Below are 15,995 nucleotides of genomic sequence, written 5' to 3'. Positions count from 1 at the left end.
ATTACGCAAGTGAAAGAAAGTGGGCTAGAGGTGGATGAAGCCACGCTGCGCATGAATCTGTGGCTGACGCAAGGATTGGTCTTGGCAGCAGCGGCGATAAGCAGCTTCTGGGTCCACGGATGGAAAGGCACGCTCGGCCTGTTCAGCTTTCAAGGCTGGCCGGGAATAGGGATTGCGTGCTGTGTAGCAGTAGGCATCGTTGTGCTTAACCTGGTCATGGAGATTTTTTTACCCAAGCGCTGGCAGGACGATGGCAGCTTGAACGAGAAGATTTTTGGAGCCATGTCTCCGGGCATGACCGTCATGATCTGTGTGATCGTCGGATTTGCTGAGGAGTGGCTGTTTCGCGGCGTGATCCAACCGTTTGCCGGAAATGGCTGGACGAGCTTTCTTTTTACGCTCGTGCATGTGCGCTATTTGAAAAAGCCGCTCCTGATCGTAAGCGTATTTGGCACTAGCTGGCTGTTGGGGATGCTGATGGAGCAGCAAATGACAATATGGCCGCCGATTGTCGCCCATATTGTCATTGATGTTTCGCTGGCGTTTTATTTGCAAAGGACACTCAAAAAGGCAAAGGGGGAGGAAGAGTGAATCTGGAAATGAACCAATTGCCGCCTCGACGCTCCCGGCATAATCGGACAAAAACGTCGTCGGTACGGTTTAAAACATGGGTCAAATCAGGACTCTTCGTATTCGGGATTTTGTTTTTCGGATTGATTGGCTTTGAACTGTATAAAGCGAACGTTGCCCGCAGCACAGAAGGAAACACGGAAGCCGTAGAGACACAAGCGGTTAGCGAGAGCGACGAGACGGTGGCGAAGGCGGAAAGCACTCCAACTACATCAGAGAGCGAACCGACTTCGGTTGTTCTTCCGGCTACGCCTGCCGAGACATCAGCAGCAGCCGAGCAAAAAGGGACAGAGGAAGCGACCAGCAAGCCTGCTCCTGCCCCTGTGGAGCCAACTTCGGGCGTTTCTGCCACCCCTGCTCCGGCCACTCCAGTCGCGAGCAGCACTCCGGCAACCACTCCCAAAAAGGAAAACAAGCCCGTTCAGACGCAAGCCAAGCCACCAGCGGCGCCCGCGACGGCAACTCCTGTGCAGAAGCCGGCAGAGACGGCGCAAAAACCGCGAGTCGTCAAGCATGTCGTGCAAAAAGGCGAGACGCTGTTCATGTTGTCTCGCAAGTACTTCGGCAACAATTCCAACGTTTCGCGCATCGCCAGATATAACGGCTTTCATACGCAGGCACAGCTTGTAGAAGGAAAAGTCGTGCTTGTCCCGCTCGCTCCGTAATGGTTTCGGAGCGCAGCGGTTATGCTAATGGCAAACCGTTGGAGCAGTGGGGGACTTGCGATGTACGATACCATCATTGTAGGCGGCGGAATTGCAGGACTCCAGACGGCAATTCAGCTCGCCAGAAGCTTGCGGCGCGTGGTCGTGATCGATGCGCCGGGAGGACGATCAGCAGTCGCCAAAGCCTACCGGAACATCCTCGGATTTTCCGAAGGGGTCAGTGGCGATTTTTTTCGTCAGGAAGGGCAAAAGCACGCGGCCCGGTTTGGTGCCGAGTTCATCGTGGATGAGGTTACAGACCTTTCAGTTGCTGCGAATGGAGAGTTTTTCGTGACAGTCAAGGGTCAGGCCAATAAACTGCGGGCGAAAACGCTGGTCATGGCAACGGGAATGGCCGATCCTTTCCCGGCAATTGCCGAGCTGCGCGACTGTCTTGGGCTATCGGTATTCATTTGCCCGGATTGTGACGGCTATGAATGTGTCGAGCAAACAACAGCGGTTATCGGCGATGGCAAGCACGCTGTCCGGATGGCCGAGGAGCTGTCGTATTACACGCGCAGTCTGCTCGTGATCAACCATGGGGGCAGCGCGGTCAGCGACCAGGAGCATGCCATCCTCAACCGTCTGAAGATCGACTACCATGAAGCGCGGGTCGAACAGTTGGTGCAAGCCGATGGCCTTCTGCAAACCGTGCAGCTTGCTTCCGGCGAAAAGCTGGCTGTGTCACGGGCGTTTTTGGCTTTCCCTGGTGCGACGGCCAAGACCGGACTGTTGCAAGCCTTTTCTGTACATATCGATGAAAAAGGCCACGTAAGAACGAACCCGCGCACAAAGGAGACGGATCATCCCAACGTTTGGGCAGTCGGGGACATCGCTTGCCACTCCCAGCAGGTTGCAATCGCCATGGGAGACGGCGCGCAGGCTGCTATCTGGATTCACAAGCGGCTGCGCGAACAGGAAAACAAGGCGTGAAGCGGACGCAGAAAGACAAACGGCAAAGCGAAGGGGCAACAGGAGAGCGAAAAAGGATTGCGCGAGAACAAACGCCCAAGCATGCGGCGTTTTTTTCTGTTCGGACTAGGCGCGCCCGGAACCCGAACGAGCGGGATTCAATATATATGGGGGGAAGATAAAAATCGGGAGGCTTTGAAAAATCATGCTGGTCATGGGGAGGAGCTTGTTCGTCGGACTTCTGGCATGGCTATTGGGAAGTGCTGCCCAGCAGGTTTTTCCTGCGAAACATTTGCATGCAGAGCGAATCGGGGATTGGGTGTCCATGTTTCTGTTTTCGCCTGTGGAGATCATTCTGTCTGCGTTCCTGTTCATCGGAGCTACTGCCTTGCTGTTCGGTCTGTTGCATTTTCACATCAGCCAGTACCTGTACGGCCGCATGCTGCAAACGGGCTGGCTCCATGGACCGTTATGCTTCTTCTCCTTTTTTGTCCTGCTGATCCAATTTGTCAAAATGCCCGTTCCCACCTTCCTGGCGGCCACAGTCGCGCTCATGATTGGATGGCGATAACGCGAGCAGCTTTTCCTGGGAAAGCGCAGGAAATGACAGGCTGCTACAAAGTTTGCTTTTCAAACGTCCGAATCGACACGTGTGTGCGAAAGTGCACGAAGAGCCGCGTAGAGTGTCAGGTGGCTATGTTCCCGCTACTAAATGTGATATGATAGGACTACCCCGGATTTTCCCAAATGCGAAAAAAATGGTTGAATGCAGCGCAGGCATTCGTCGGAAAATGCGGAGAACTCTTACAGGCTCAGCATCATATTTTGTAGTACGACTGGATGGCGAGGAGGGACAGTCATGCGTGTTGAACGCCTTGGTCAAGACAAAATACGAATCTTTTTAACGTTTGACGACCTAACAGAGCGCGGGATAGAAAAAGAAGACATGTGGCGTGACATTCCTAAAGTTCATGAACTGTTCAACGACATGATGGAGCAGGCTTATCACGAGTTAGGGTTTGAAGTGTCAGGGCCTGTTGCAGTTGAAGTGTTCGCCTTGCCAGCTCAGGGTATGGTCGTGATCGTTACTCGCGGCAAAACAGGCTCAAAGGACGGAAAAGAAGAAGAATTCGAGGACGAGGAAGTATATGAATTAGAAGTCACCCTAGAGGAAAGCGATCTAATCATTTACGCCTTCCGTGACTTTGAGCATATGGTTGAAGCTGCCCACCGTATCAATGCTTTGCTGACCAATGGAGGGGCGGCCTACTTCTACCAGGGGAAATATCATCTGGTGTTAGAAGAGGTGGAATTGGATCAGGAGCGATACCACAAATTGATTGCGATTCTCTCTGAGTACGGGGAAGCGACGCCGACAACGATTTATGTCCTGGAAGAATATGGCAAGGTTGTCGTTGCCGACGATGCTGTCAAGGAAATATGCAGACATTTCACGTGAGACGCAATGAAATGGTGAAGTGCCTGGGAGAATAAACAGCACCTAGTGGCTACTAGGTGCTTTTGCTGTCTCGATTATTTTCAGACGCCCATGCCCTCGAACAAGTCGGCTTCTTTTTTGTCAGCGGAAACGGAATAGCTAGGCAGATTGTGCCAGGCCAAAATGTAGTGGTTGCTTGGCGGGACTGCGTCAAATCCGCCGGAAGGAACACCCGGGAAGACGCGCTCTACCGAGAGGTGCTGCGTTTTGTGCGCACGCAGGGCGGCTGCCACTTGCGGTTTGTACTCGGGAGCGTTGATGATGGTAGTAATGTTCTCGATCGGATCGGAAAACGGCGGCTCGATCGCTCCGAACGGTCCATTGGAAGGGCGTGTCGCGTAGTAGAGCTTGCGCACGCTCGTCTCAGCACCCAACGTCTGGACAGCCTTGGTTGTGGCTTGGGAAATCGCCTGATGGTCCGGGTGTCCCGAGATGCCATGCGGGGCAAACGTAACGAGGACAGCAGGCTGCAATACCTCGATCGCTTGATGAATGCGCTTGACCAGCTCGTCGACGGGCACTGTATTCAACAGCTTATCCTGATAATCCCACAGCTCCACGCTCGCAAGTCCGAGAAGGGAAGCAGCCTCTCGCAACTCCTGCTCGCGGTATGCGGGCAATTGTTCGATGGAGCAAAGCGGGGGATTGCCTGGCTTGCCAGCTTGGCCTCTCGTGGCGCAAAGCAAGTGGCACTCTGCCTTGTTTTCCTGGGTGTATTTGGAAATCGTGATGCCGGACGCGAAGGTTTCGTCGTCTGGATGAGCGTAAACGAACAAAATGTTATTTTTTTTCATAAAAACGCCTCCATGAATAAACTTCCAGAATTACTGTTTCCATTATGACATAAATCGATGGGTTCGGTAATGAAAGTGTGCACTTTGGGAACACTACAACGACCAAGCAGTGTGCGTTTTTAGGGACAGGAAGCCGCGTCCGGGCCATTCGTTTGCTGATACAAGCGGCTGGTAAATAGTTGTATTTATATGCAGGCAAACAGAAGAAAACGTTTTCGAAATGGAAAAAAAACTTTTTTTCGCTTCTCATACCTGATACAAGCGTGTATACTAAAGGCTGCATTGACCGATAACATTTTTGAGGTGGTAAGTAATGGGTAATCAAGACGTGGTAACCGAAAGCACCGAAGGGAAAGAAAAGCAAGAAACATTGAACTTGCTGCACTCGACTCAAACGGTGATCAAGGAAGCACTGGATAAACTAGGTTACCAAGAATCGATGTTTGAACTCTTGAAGGAGCCGCTACGCGTTTTGACCGTACGCATTCCGGTTCGCATGGATAACGGCGAAGTAAAGGTGTTTACGGGCTATCGTGCTCAGCACAACGATGCAGTTGGTCCGACCAAGGGGGGCATTCGTTTCCACCCGGAAGTTACTGAGGATGAAGTTAAAGCACTTTCTATCTGGATGAGCCTCAAAGCCGGTATCGTCGACCTGCCATATGGCGGTGGTAAAGGCGGTATCATTTGCGACCCGCGTGAAATGTCCTTCCGTGAACTGGAAAGACTGAGCCGCGGTTACGTTCGCGCAATCAGCCAACTTGTGGGTCCAACGAAAGACATTCCGGCTCCGGACGTCTTCACGAACTCGCAAATCATGGCATGGATGATGGACGAATATAGCCGTATCCGTGAATTTGACTCGCCTGGTTTCATTACCGGTAAACCGATTGCACTTGGTGGTTCGCATGGACGTGAAACAGCAACAGCCAAAGGGGTTACCATTTGCATTCGCGAAGCAGCAAAACGCCGCAACATCGATGTAAAAGGTGCACGCGTTGTCGTTCAAGGTTTTGGTAACGCTGGTAGCTACCTGGCGAAATTCATGCACGATGCAGGAGCAAAAGTAGTAGGTATCTCCGATGCTTACGGCGCTCTGCATGATCCAAACGGTTTGGATATCGACTATTTGCTCGATCGTCGCGATTCCTTCGGTACCGTAACGAAGTTGTTCAACAACACCATCACGAACAAAGAGCTGCTTGAACTGGATTGCGACATTCTCGTACCAGCGGCTATCGAAAACCAAATCACTGCTGCAAACGCTCACAACATCAAGGCGCAAATCGTCGTAGAAGCGGCTAACGGCCCGACTACACTCGAAGCAACCAAGATTTTGACTGAGCGCGGCATTCTGCTTGTACCAGACGTACTGGCAAGTGCTGGTGGTGTAACCGTTTCTTACTTCGAGTGGGTACAGAACAACCAAGGTTACTACTGGAGCGAAGAAGAAGTAGAAGAGAAATTGGAAAAAGTAATGGTTCGCTCGTTTGAAAGTGTTTATTCCCTGTCGCAAACGCGCCGTGTGGACATGCGCCTTTCCGCTTACATGGTCGGTGCACGCAAAATGGCAGAAGCTTCTCGCTTCCGCGGCTGGGTTTAATCAAACAAACGACCCTCCATATATTGAGAAGAAACAGGCTTCGCCTCATGTGGGCGAAGCCTTTGTTTTTTGGTTGAACATTGAACATTGGTTGAACAAAGACGGAAAAACAATGAAAACCCCCTCCTTGTCGAAGCAAAGAGGGGGTTTGTTCATTTCATTTTTATTGATCAAACAACTTTTGCAATTCCTGGAAGTCGCGCGTCGTCTGCAAGGTGACGATCAGCTTGAGACGAGCTTTTTGACCATTCAGACCGTTAGAGAAAATAATGCCCATTTCTTTCAGCTTGCGGCCGCCGCCTTCGTAGTCGTAAATGTCCTGAACTTGTCCATTGTAGCAGCGGGACACGAGCACGATCGGGATTCCGCGATCCAGCAGTTGCTGCAGCGTCGGGATGATCGCTGGCGGCAGATTGCCGAGACCGAATGCTTCGATGACCAATCCGTCAATCGGTTGCTCCAGCAAAAATTGCAGCCAAGCTGGCTCCATGCCGGCAACGGCCTTGATCAGCGGCACATTCGCATCGGCGTGGGTGATGTTGTAATGCTCGCGATCCAATGGAGCGTGATGATACTGCACGCTTTTTTTCGCGATTGTTCCGATCGGGCCGTATTGCGGCGATTGGAATGTGGCGACGTTGCTCGTATGGGTTTTCGTCACATGGCAAGCGGCGTGGATTTCATCGTTGAACACGACAATCACGCCTTTGTTCAGACTGGCTGGATCAGCGGCAGCGCGAACGGAGGAAATCAGATTGACCGGACCGTCAGCGCCAAGCTCGTTGCTGCTGCGCATAGCCCCGGTAACAACGATCGGAACATTGACGGAAAGCGTCAGGTCAAGGAAATACGCTGTCTCTTCCAATGTATCGGTTCCGTGCGTGATGACGACCCCATCATACTGCTCCTGGCGAAATTCTTCTTCGATTTGCAGACGCAAGTCGTTCATGATCTTGGGAGTCATGTGCGGGCTTGGCAAATTCAGTACGTTTTTCATGGTGACGTCCGCGTAACGCTCTAAAAAAGGAAGGATTTTGTTTACAGCTTGGTCATCCAGCGGTTTGACGCCTTCTGTGTCATCTACGGACATGGCGATCGTGCCACCAGTATTGACTACCAATATTTTTTTTGTCATGATCTCTCTCCTGTAGCGGGTTTTCATCAACCATTATTCATGGTACGATGAATAACAGCCTTGTGTAAAGGAGCAATAAAAGATGATCGCAATGATCGGCGCGGCAATTGCCCCCGGTATCGCCATCATGAGTTATTTTTACCTGCGTGACAGTCTCGAACCGGAACCGATTTCCATGGTTATCCGGTCGTTTATCTTTGGGATGCTGCTGGTGATTCCGATTATGGTACTCCAGTACATCATGCAGAATGAATGGAACTGGCGGAGCGGAATTGTCGCGGAAATCATCCAGTCCGCTGTAGTAGAAGAGTTTTTCAAATGGATGGTCATCTTTTTCACAGTCTACAAGCATGTGGAATTTGATGAGCCTTACGATGGAATTGTGTATGCAGTCGCCGTGTCGCTCGGTTTTGCCACTTTGGAAAACTTGTTTTATTTGATCATCAACGGGATGAATATTGCCTTCTGGCGCGCCTTTTTGCCTGTCTCCAGCCACGCGCTTTTCGCTGTATGGATGGGCTATTATTTGGGGCGGGCCAAGTTCTCGCAAAACAGCAAGCAGGAAAAAACGTTTCTCTGGCTGTCCATCGTCCTGCCGATTGGACTTCACGCTTTGTACAACGCCATTTTTCTTTCGATCCAAAACTGGCTGGTAGTCATCGTGCCGTTCATGCTGATTCTTTGGTGGCAAGGCTTGAAAAAGGTGCAGCGCGCTCATGAATACGGTTCTAAAAATCTTTCTTCGCGTCCACAATAGACGATAAGGAGGAGACGAGACGTGCTGAAATCCGAACGAGCAAAAGTGACCATTCAATGCAATGTATGTGGAGAAAAATTTACCCTCCGCGGTCGCAGGGAACCAGGCGGGCAAGTGGAAACGGGATTCAAGCAATGCTTGTGCGACAACGACCAGCATTTTCGCATTGACGAATCGTAAAAAACAAATAGCAAGCCAGACAAAAAGACCGATGCCAAGCGTATCGGTCTTTTTGTGCTGGAAGCCTCTGGATTGGCGATTCCTCTCGCATTTTCATGCATAATCCATTCTTCCTCCACTAACACTATGCAAAGATTTCAATTCATGCCAAGGAGGACTTATGCCGTGCAAAAAATCTGGATCGCAGGTGTGCTGATCTTGTTCGTGGTGGCAGGCTTTTGCGGGTACGAGATTTTCTCCAATGAAAACAGCGCGGTGGCCGCACGCGGGACACAGATGGCAGCACCGGCAAAGCAAAGCCAGACAAAGTCCAAAGCGAGCTTTCATCCTTCGCGGATATCGGAGAACGACCTCAAGCTGATGGCGAATGCCGTGTACGGAGAGGCCAGAGGAGAACCGTTTGAAGGCCAGGTGGCGATTGCTGCCGTCATTTTAAACCGCGTCAAAAGCCCGTCCTTTCCCGATACGCCATCGGCTGTCATTTTTGAGCCGCGAGCATTCACGGCAGTGGCGGACGGGCAAATCTGGCTGGCCCCGAACGAGAGTGCGCGCAAGGCTGTCAAAAATGCATTGAACGGGTGGGACCCATCGGGAGGCTGCACCTACTACTTCAACCCGGTAACAGCGACGTCCAAATGGATTTGGAGCAGGCCGCAAGTCAAAAAAATCGGGAAGCATATTTTTTGCAGGTAAAGGCTTTTCAATCAGAATAGAAGGAGTGGCAAGGGATGGTATATGGAGCAACGGCGCGCGTCTTGTTACCCATAGCCTTGGTTGCCTTGGTAGGCGCGGGGATGTGGGGGTACCAGGAGCACAACGAAAAAAACTCGGTTTTGATCAAAGCGGAAAACTCGTATCAGCGGGCTTTTCACGACTTGACCTACCATATCGACAAATTGCATGACGAACTGGGCAAGTCATTGGTCGTCAATTCCCGCCGGCAAATGACGCCGACCTTGACCAACGTTTGGCGACTTGCCTACGCAGCCCAATCGGATGTGGGCCAGCTTCCGCTTACGTTGATGCCTTTCAGCAACACAGAGGAGATGCTTTCGCGTGTAGCCGATTTCTCTTACCGGGTTGCTGTGCGCGATTTGGACAAGGAGCCGCTTAGCGACAAGGAGTACGGCACCTTGAAAAGCTTGCATAAACAAGCCCAGGACATTCAGGACCAGTTGCGCAACGTCCAGGCCAATGTCATCGACAAGCAACTGCGCTGGATGGACGTAGAGACGGCGCTCGCGTCAGACGACAAGAAGTCGGACAACACAATCGTAGACGGATTCCAGACGATCGAGAAAAAAGTGCAGGAGTTTCCGGATTTGGACTGGGGAGTGGGCATCCAGAGCCTGGACAAGAAAAAACAGCAACGAATCCAAGGAATTGACGGCAAGCCCGCCACCGCTGAGGATGCGAAGAAAAGCGCACTGGAATTTTTGCGCATCAACGCGTCTGACGCCAAGGTGGAAGTCGATGAAAACGGAAAAGGACAAACGTACACAGCTTACAGTGTCCGCGTCATTCCGAACGGACAGAAAGCGGCGATCAACCTCGATGTGACCAAACGCGGCGGCAAAGTCGTCTGGATGATGAACGAGCGTGAGATCGGGGAAGAAAAACTCGATATGAAGCAAGCGCAAGAGAGAGGCGAAGAGTTTTTGCGCAAGCATGGCTTCGGGGATATGGTTGTTTCCGAGATCGACAGCTATGACCGCAATGCGCTGTTCACGTTTGTGCCCGTCCAGGATGGCGTGCGCATCTATCCGGATTCCGTGACGATTGAGATCGCGCTGGACAACGGAGAAGTGACCGCATTCAACTCTACGGAATACTTGTTCAATCACAAACAACGCCTGCTGTCCAAGCCGCGTCTGTCCAAAGAAGAGGCGCGCAAAAAAGTAAATCCGAGCGTGAAAGTCACCAGCGAGCGGCTGGCTCTGATCGAAGGAAAAAATGACGGCAAGGAAGTTTTGACCTGGGAGCTGACGGGCAGCTTTGAAGGAAATTCATACATGGTGTACATCAACGCCATGAACGGCGACGAGGAAGAAGTCGTGAAAATGGAGACTGGCACAGACCGGGAGAATCAGCAATAAGCGCGGAAAAATGCAAGGGGAAAGCTGAATTTGACGGCTTTCCCTATTTGCTGATTCGAAAGAAAAGAGTATATAATGAGGGGGTGAGAGGGAAAAGGAGGAACATTTGCTATATGATGCTTCCACGAGTAGGACAAACCATACGACTTCACTTCACGGGTTCCTCTGAAGAAGAAACAGAGTTGGATGCTTTCAAAAGCCGCGTCACCGACTTGACAGAAGAGGTAGCTTCTATCGAATTGCCGACCAGTGAAAACACGGGAAGAACCGGGGTATTTCGGCCCGGCACAAGCTGCCTGGTCTGGTACGTAGGAGAGGACGGCTCTCGCTATGAGTTCCATACCTCCATCGTCGGCAGAGAAAGCGCGCATATCCCGGTGCTGTTGTTGCAATTGCCGAATAAAGAGGAGATTGTGCGCACACAACGGCGCAATTACTTGCGTATCGAAACGACGCTGGACATCGCTGTAAAGCATCAGGACCCGATGCGGCGCTATCATTTTTTGGCGCGAACGATCGACATCAGCGGTGGCGGTCTGTCTTTCAGCTGCGACGAGTCCTATCGTTTGCGGGAAAAGGATTTGCTCCAGGTCTGGATATCGCTGCCTAGCCGAACTGGCCAGGTGCAGCATGCATTTGCCGAACTGGAGGTCGTCAGACAAAAGGCGCCGGAAGAGAAGGGCTTGCATCAGTGGATATCAGGGAAGTTTACGAATATCAGTGAACAGGATCGGGTAAAAGTGGTTAGGGCGTGTTACGAAAGACAGCTAGAGCTTCGCAAAAAAGGCGTCGAGGATTGACGCTTTGCCAAAAGGAAGTGACCCCATTGACCAGTCAGTACGACGAGCGTTTTCGCCGATTTTCCAGACGGGTAGAGAAAGGCATCATGATTGGAATTGTGGCCTGCGCCATCGCGCTGACAGCCGGGGAAATCCTGATACAATACGTTCCTGCTCGCGCTTTTCTGATCGAGACAGAACGCTTGGAAGGCGTGTCAGACAAGCCCTAAAGGTTTGCGCATGCTTCCATACTATGGTACTATTATAGATAACATAGAAAACGGCAACGATCGTTTTCGTAGACCGTTTACGGTCATATGTGTGTTTTTCTCCACATGAATGGGAACAGGCTTCGGGCAGAAGCTTTTCTTGTTTTACTCCCTTTCTGAACTACTGTACATAGCAGGTGAGAAGTGAATGAACATAGCAATTGATGGACCTGCGGGAGCAGGGAAAAGCACCGTCGCACAGAAGGTGGCAGGGCAACTGGAATACGTCTATATCGACACGGGTGCCATGTACCGTGCTCTTGCCTGGGGCGTTTCCCACGAGCAGCTTCCGATCAGCGACGAGTCCGCAGTTTCTGCGCTTTTGAAAAACAACAAGATTGGGCTGGTGCGCCAAGCTGGTCGCCAACGCGTGTTCTGGAATGACATCGACGTAACAGATCAGATTCGTTCCACAGAGGTCAGCCAGTACGCCTCTATTGTAGCGAGCTACGGTCCTGTTCGCGAACAAATGCTGGTACTGCAGAGACAGCTCGCCGAACAAGGGAATGTGGTCATGGACGGCAGAGATATCGGAACACATGTCCTGCCTGATGCCGAGGTGAAAATTTTTCTGACAGCTTCCAGTCGTGAACGAGCAGAGAGACGATGGAAAGAACTGCGTGAAAAAGGAACCGAGACAGACCTTGCCGAGCTGGAAAAAGAAATCGAGGAGCGGGATCGTCGGGATACACAGCGAGAGGTGGCACCGTTGCGCCAGGCGGAAGATGCCGTTTTGGTGGATACAACAGGCATGTCGATTGAGCAGGTGGTTGATCACATCTTGCAAATCTGCGAGCGAACGGGAGAGTCTGCCAAGTGACCTATTACCGTTTATTCCGCGGAATATTCCGCATCATATTTTCGCTTGTCTATCGTTGGCAAGTGATTGGGCGTGAACATATACCTAAGGAAGGCCCGGTGATTTTGTGTGCCAACCACATTTCGCTCTGGGACCCGCCTTTGCTCGGGTCCGGAATTGAACGACAGGTACATTTCATGGCCAAGGAAGAGCTTTTTAAAATCCCGGTATTATCTTTTCTAATCACGAAGTTCGGCGCTTTTCCCGTCAAGAGGGGCGCGGGTGATCGGGCGGCAATCCGCACGACGCTCAAATTGCTCGAAGATGGAAAAATCTTTGGAATTTTCCCTGAGGGAACCCGCAGCAAAACGGGTGAACCGGGAGAAGCGATGTCAGGCGTAGCGATGTTTGCGCTCAAATCGCAAGCCGCGGTCATTCCGGTGGCGATTGTCGGGCCGTATCGCGCTTTTCGTCCGATCAAGATCGTCTACGGAAAGCCGATTGATCTCGCCAGCCTGCGCGAAGCGAAAAGCAGCGCTGAAGTGCTGAAAGAGACGAGCGACCTGATCATGACCCACATCAAAGAATTGCGGAGCCAGCATCTTCCCTAAGTCCGGTATAGAATTGACAAAGGGACGAATACTACATTTGCTGGAACTTACTGGCTATGTCAGTGCTAACTGCCAGCCTTCGGGCGACAGTAAAAAATATACTTGCTCCCGCTTCGTGTAATGTGGTTGCTTACAACCTGTACATAGATGGCCTGGGACTGGATGGTATTCAAGGAGGTTTTTTGGATGATGGATGAAACAAACGTAAGCTTGACGGATGCAACAACCATTTCCGTAGGGGATGTCGTAAAAGCGACGGTAACGAAAGTCGAAGACAAACAGGCTCTTGTGGATGTGGGCTACAAATACGACGGCCTGATTCCGATCAGCGAGCTTTCCCCGCTGCACGTAGAAAAAGTGGCTGACGTCGTTTCGGTTGGCGACACGTTTGAAGTGAAAGTAATCAAGCTCAATGATGAAAAAGAAGAACTCGTCGTGTCCAAAAAAGCTGTCGCGATGGAATCTTCCTGGGCTGATCTGGAGCAAAAAATGCAGGCTGGCACCATCATCGAAGCAACCGTAAAAGAAGTAGTAAAAGGCGGCCTGGTTGTAGATGTAGGCGTTCGCGGCTTCATTCCTGCATCCATGGTAGAGCGTCACTTCGTAGAAGATTTCTCCGATTACAAAGGCAAGTCCCTGACGCTGAAAGTGGTCGAGATGGACAAAGAGAAGAACAAAGTGATTCTCTCCCACAAAGCGGTGCTGGAAGATGAAGCAAAAGCGCAAAAACAGTCCATTCTGGATCAAATCCAAGTAGGTCAAGTGCTGGAAGGAACCGTTCAACGCATGACTGACTTTGGCGTATTCGTGGACATCGGCGGAGTAGACGGTCTGGTGCACGTATCCGAGCTGGCTTGGAACCGCGTTGAAAAACCGTCCGATGTAGTGAAGGAAGGCGACAAAGTACAGGTGAAAGTGCTCAAGATCGACCGTGAAAATGAGCGCATTGGCCTGAGCATCAAGGAAACACAAGCAGGTCCTTGGGCGAAAGTAGCGGAAGAGTTCAAAGCAGGCTCTGTGGCTACTGGTACGGTTAAACGCCTTGTTTCCTTCGGTGCTTTCGTGGAAGTGGCTCCTGGAATCGAAGGATTGGTTCACATTTCCCAAATCGCGAATCGTCGCGTAAACACTCCTGGCGAGGTGCTCAAAGAAGGTCAGGAAGTGCAAGTGAAGATTCTCGATGTCGTTCCGCAAGAGCAGCGCATCAGCTTGAGCATTCGCGCGGTTGAAGAAGAGCGCGTTGAGCAGGCAGAGCGTGCGAGCAAGCGTGAGCAACAACAATTCACGCAAGAAAACAATCAGCCTATGGGCGTGACGCTTGGTGAACTGTTTGCCGATCTGAAAGACAAGTTCAAGTAAGCGGTATAGACGTGAAATGAGGGGGTACGCTTTTGCGTATCCCTTTTTGCTTGGCTGTCAATCAGAGAGGAAAGATAGTTTGACGGGAGGGATACATGCATGGATCGATCCACACGGAAGCTCGATCATATTCGCAACGCGCTGGCAACGGCTGAAAATGGGACAAACTGCTTCGATGATGTCAGTTTTGTCCCAAACAGTGTGCCGAATACAGGATATGAGGAGACGAAGCTTGCGACGGAGTTTGCTACGTTTCGTCTGCCATCCCCATTGGTCATTAACGCAATGACGGGGGGAGCCGAGGCGACGACGCCAATCAATCAAAAGCTTGCGATTATTGCCAGAGAACGGCAATTGGCGATGGCTGTCGGTTCGCAAATGGCGGCGCTCCGGGACCCGTCCCTAGCTTCCAGCTATCAGATTGTCCGCAAAAAAAATCCGCACGGCATCATCTGGGCCAATGTCGGGGCAGAGGCAACGGTTGAGCAGGCGAAAGCAGCGATTGACATGCTGGAGGCGGACGGCCTGCAAATTCATCTGAATGTGATGCAGGAGCTGTTGATGCCGGAGGGAGATCGCGACTTCCGCGGCTATTTGGAGCGCATTCAAAACATCAGCGAAGCAGTAAACGTCCCGGTCATCGTCAAAGAAGTCGGGTTTGGCATGACAAAGGAAACGATGCGCAAACTGCTGGAAGCCGGAATCCGCAGCATCGATGTCGGCGGAAGGGGCGGAACAAATTTTGCCAAAGTGGAAAACATGCGGAGCAGTCACCCGCTGACCATGTTTGAAGACTGGGGCTTTACGACTGTAGAAAGCTTGCTGGAAGCAGACAACCATATCCACGCCCAGTCGTCCGTTATGGCGACAGGAGGCGTGCGCCACGGGCTGGACGCATTCAAGGCAATCAGCTTGGGAGCGAAAGCGGTCGGTGTGGCCGGAGCTTTGCTTCGATTGATTCATACAAAATCGCTTGCAGAATGCCTGGAGGAAGTGGACGCGTGGCACCATCAGATTCGGGTGGCGATGACGGCGCTAGGGATTGTGCAGCTGGCAGACGCAATCAACGTGCCGCTTTTGGTTACAGGGAAAACAGCAGAGCGCGCCCGTTTGCGGGGAATCGTGCTTGATCAGTTGGCCCAGCGCTAAACACGGACAAGCGGGTGATTCATGAAAGGGGAGCGCTTGAGGCATACTTTGGGGAGACAACCACAATTTTGAGGAGATGAACATGAACGAGGGAACCATTGCGCTTCTCATCCAGTGGTCTCTGCTTTGTCTTGTCTGGATGGGAAGCTTTGACGCGCAGCTGCGGGAAATGAACATGGAAAGAAGACGCGTGCTTGCCGTGCTTTGTGTGTTTCTGATCTGCTCCTTTGTCAGCTGGAAATTGTTCTTCGCTCCCATCCAGGTGAGTCTCAGCGGAACGTTGTTGCCCCTTTTTGCAAGTGTGGTCCTCTACACGCGCCTCCCCAAAGCGACGAGAAGACTGTATGTGGTAGGTGCGTTAGGCATCTCTGTCATGGTCTTTTGGCTGCGCTGGCTGTTTTTTACCGATCCGATCTTGCTGTTTTGGGACGAGCGGGTCATTGTGCCAGGAATTAGTGTTGCGGTTGCCTTTTCCATCAGCAAGCTGAACGCGGCCCGGCTGTTCGCGCTTATGCTTGCGCTACCGATGGCGGATGCTCTCCACACGCTCTATTTTTGGCAAGTTTCTGGCACGTGCAGCCTGGGGACGGATTATGCGCAAGATCTTTTGTGGAGCGGCATCTCCTTGCTGGGGCTGGTCAGTTTGCTCTGGTCTGCCATTCGTCGGCTGTTTGGACGGAGAGAGACAGAGCCTTCCCATTCCGACACAGGCAGGTGATC

The 15,995-nt window shown here is 51.7% G+C and carries 18 protein-coding genes and 1 pseudogene; 17 read left to right on the top strand and 2 right to left on the bottom strand.

Annotated features, from left to right (window positions below):
* The first annotated feature begins 9 nt into the window (after positions 1-9).
* The 5 genes from IRJ17_RS20475 (at position 10) to IRJ17_RS20455 (ending at position 3,705) form a co-directional block, all read left to right on the top strand.
* Positions 10-591 carry a CPBP family intramembrane glutamic endopeptidase gene (locus tag IRJ17_RS20475; protein ID WP_122963608.1) on the top strand — a complete coding sequence of 194 codons (582 nt, stop codon included), beginning with the start codon at positions 10-12 and terminating at the stop codon, positions 589-591.
* The gene (locus IRJ17_RS20470) at positions 588-1,295 is read left to right on the top strand and encodes a LysM peptidoglycan-binding domain-containing protein (RefSeq protein WP_173595798.1); all 708 of its coding nucleotides are present in this window, start codon (positions 588-590) and stop codon (positions 1,293-1,295) included. Before IRJ17_RS20475 ends, IRJ17_RS20470 begins: the two co-directional genes overlap by 4 nt.
* 60 nt (positions 1,296-1,355) lie before the next feature.
* Positions 1,356-2,267 (top strand): NAD(P)/FAD-dependent oxidoreductase, encoded by a 912-nt coding sequence (locus IRJ17_RS20465; protein ID WP_173595799.1) that lies wholly within the window; start codon positions 1,356-1,358, stop codon positions 2,265-2,267.
* Positions 2,268-2,451: 184 nt separating this feature from the next.
* Entirely contained in the window at positions 2,452-2,817 is a 366-nt protein-coding gene (locus IRJ17_RS20460) for a hypothetical protein (RefSeq protein WP_122963605.1), read from the top strand.
* Positions 2,818-3,105: 288 nt separating this feature from the next.
* Complete coding sequence (locus IRJ17_RS20455; RefSeq protein ID WP_122963604.1) at positions 3,106-3,705, top strand: genetic competence negative regulator; 600 nt, start codon at positions 3,106-3,108, stop codon at positions 3,703-3,705.
* An 80-nt stretch (positions 3,706-3,785) separates the two neighbouring features.
* Here IRJ17_RS20455 and IRJ17_RS20450 read toward each other — a convergent pair whose 3' ends face one another.
* Positions 3,786-4,538, bottom strand: coding sequence for a PIG-L deacetylase family protein (locus IRJ17_RS20450; protein WP_173595801.1), 753 nt, complete (start codon positions 4,536-4,538; stop codon positions 3,786-3,788).
* Between the two features lie 313 nt (positions 4,539-4,851).
* Between IRJ17_RS20450 and IRJ17_RS20445 the strand changes: the two genes are divergently transcribed.
* Positions 4,852-6,141, top strand: coding sequence for a Glu/Leu/Phe/Val family dehydrogenase (locus tag IRJ17_RS20445; RefSeq protein WP_063226919.1), 1,290 nt, complete (start codon positions 4,852-4,854; stop codon positions 6,139-6,141).
* A 163-nt stretch (positions 6,142-6,304) separates the two neighbouring features.
* Here the strand turns inward: IRJ17_RS20445 and IRJ17_RS20440 are convergent, their stop codons facing one another.
* Positions 6,305-7,276: an asparaginase gene (locus tag IRJ17_RS20440; protein ID WP_122963602.1), complete on the bottom strand. Its 972-nt coding sequence runs from the start codon at positions 7,274-7,276 to the stop codon at positions 6,305-6,307.
* An 82-nt stretch (positions 7,277-7,358) separates the two neighbouring features.
* Between IRJ17_RS20440 and prsW the strand changes: the two genes are divergently transcribed.
* The 11 genes and pseudogenes from prsW to IRJ17_RS20385 all read left to right on the top strand — a co-directional run bounded on the left by prsW (position 7,359) and on the right by IRJ17_RS20385 (position 15,993).
* A complete protein-coding gene (prsW, locus tag IRJ17_RS20435) occupies positions 7,359-8,033 on the top strand; it encodes a glutamic-type intramembrane protease PrsW (protein WP_063226921.1) in 675 nt (224 codons plus the stop codon).
* A gap of 21 nt (positions 8,034-8,054) precedes the next feature.
* A complete protein-coding gene (locus tag IRJ17_RS20430) occupies positions 8,055-8,213 on the top strand; it encodes a hypothetical protein (protein ID WP_005831362.1) in 159 nt (52 codons plus the stop codon).
* A gap of 95 nt (positions 8,214-8,308) precedes the next feature.
* A pseudogene (locus IRJ17_RS20425) lies at positions 8,309-8,906 on the top strand (cell wall hydrolase).
* Between the two features lie 35 nt (positions 8,907-8,941).
* Positions 8,942-10,309, top strand: a complete 1,368-nt coding sequence (gene ypeB / locus IRJ17_RS20420; protein WP_122963600.1) for a germination protein YpeB — start codon at positions 8,942-8,944, stop codon at positions 10,307-10,309.
* 113 nt (positions 10,310-10,422) lie between these two features.
* Positions 10,423-11,109, top strand: a complete 687-nt coding sequence (locus IRJ17_RS20415) for a flagellar brake protein (protein ID WP_122963599.1) — start codon at positions 10,423-10,425, stop codon at positions 11,107-11,109.
* A gap of 26 nt (positions 11,110-11,135) precedes the next feature.
* Entirely contained in the window at positions 11,136-11,318 is a 183-nt protein-coding gene (locus tag IRJ17_RS20410; RefSeq protein WP_122963598.1) for a hypothetical protein, read from the top strand.
* Between the two features lie 187 nt (positions 11,319-11,505).
* Complete coding sequence (gene cmk, locus IRJ17_RS20405) at positions 11,506-12,177, top strand: (d)CMP kinase (protein WP_063226926.1); 672 nt, start codon at positions 11,506-11,508, stop codon at positions 12,175-12,177.
* Positions 12,174-12,767, top strand: a complete 594-nt coding sequence (locus tag IRJ17_RS20400) for a lysophospholipid acyltransferase family protein (protein WP_063226927.1) — start codon at positions 12,174-12,176, stop codon at positions 12,765-12,767. The genes cmk and IRJ17_RS20400 overlap by 4 nt, the downstream gene beginning before the upstream one ends.
* A 186-nt stretch (positions 12,768-12,953) precedes the next feature.
* Entirely contained in the window at positions 12,954-14,126 is a 1,173-nt protein-coding gene (gene rpsA, locus IRJ17_RS20395) for a 30S ribosomal protein S1 (RefSeq protein ID WP_122963597.1), read from the top strand.
* Between the two features lie 99 nt (positions 14,127-14,225).
* Positions 14,226-15,275, top strand: a complete 1,050-nt coding sequence (gene fni, locus IRJ17_RS20390; protein ID WP_242771756.1) for a type 2 isopentenyl-diphosphate Delta-isomerase — start codon at positions 14,226-14,228, stop codon at positions 15,273-15,275.
* Positions 15,276-15,357: 82 nt separating this feature from the next.
* Positions 15,358-15,993 (top strand): YphA family membrane protein, encoded by a 636-nt coding sequence (locus tag IRJ17_RS20385; protein ID WP_242771754.1) that lies wholly within the window; start codon positions 15,358-15,360, stop codon positions 15,991-15,993.
* Positions 15,994-15,995: the final 2 nt, after the last annotated feature.

Source organism: Brevibacillus parabrevis (assembly GCF_022701015.1).
GTDB lineage: Bacteria > Bacillota > Bacilli > Brevibacillales > Brevibacillaceae > Brevibacillus > Brevibacillus parabrevis.
Note: the sequence above shows the minus strand (reverse complement) of the source record. Positions and strands in the feature narration are given on the sequence as shown.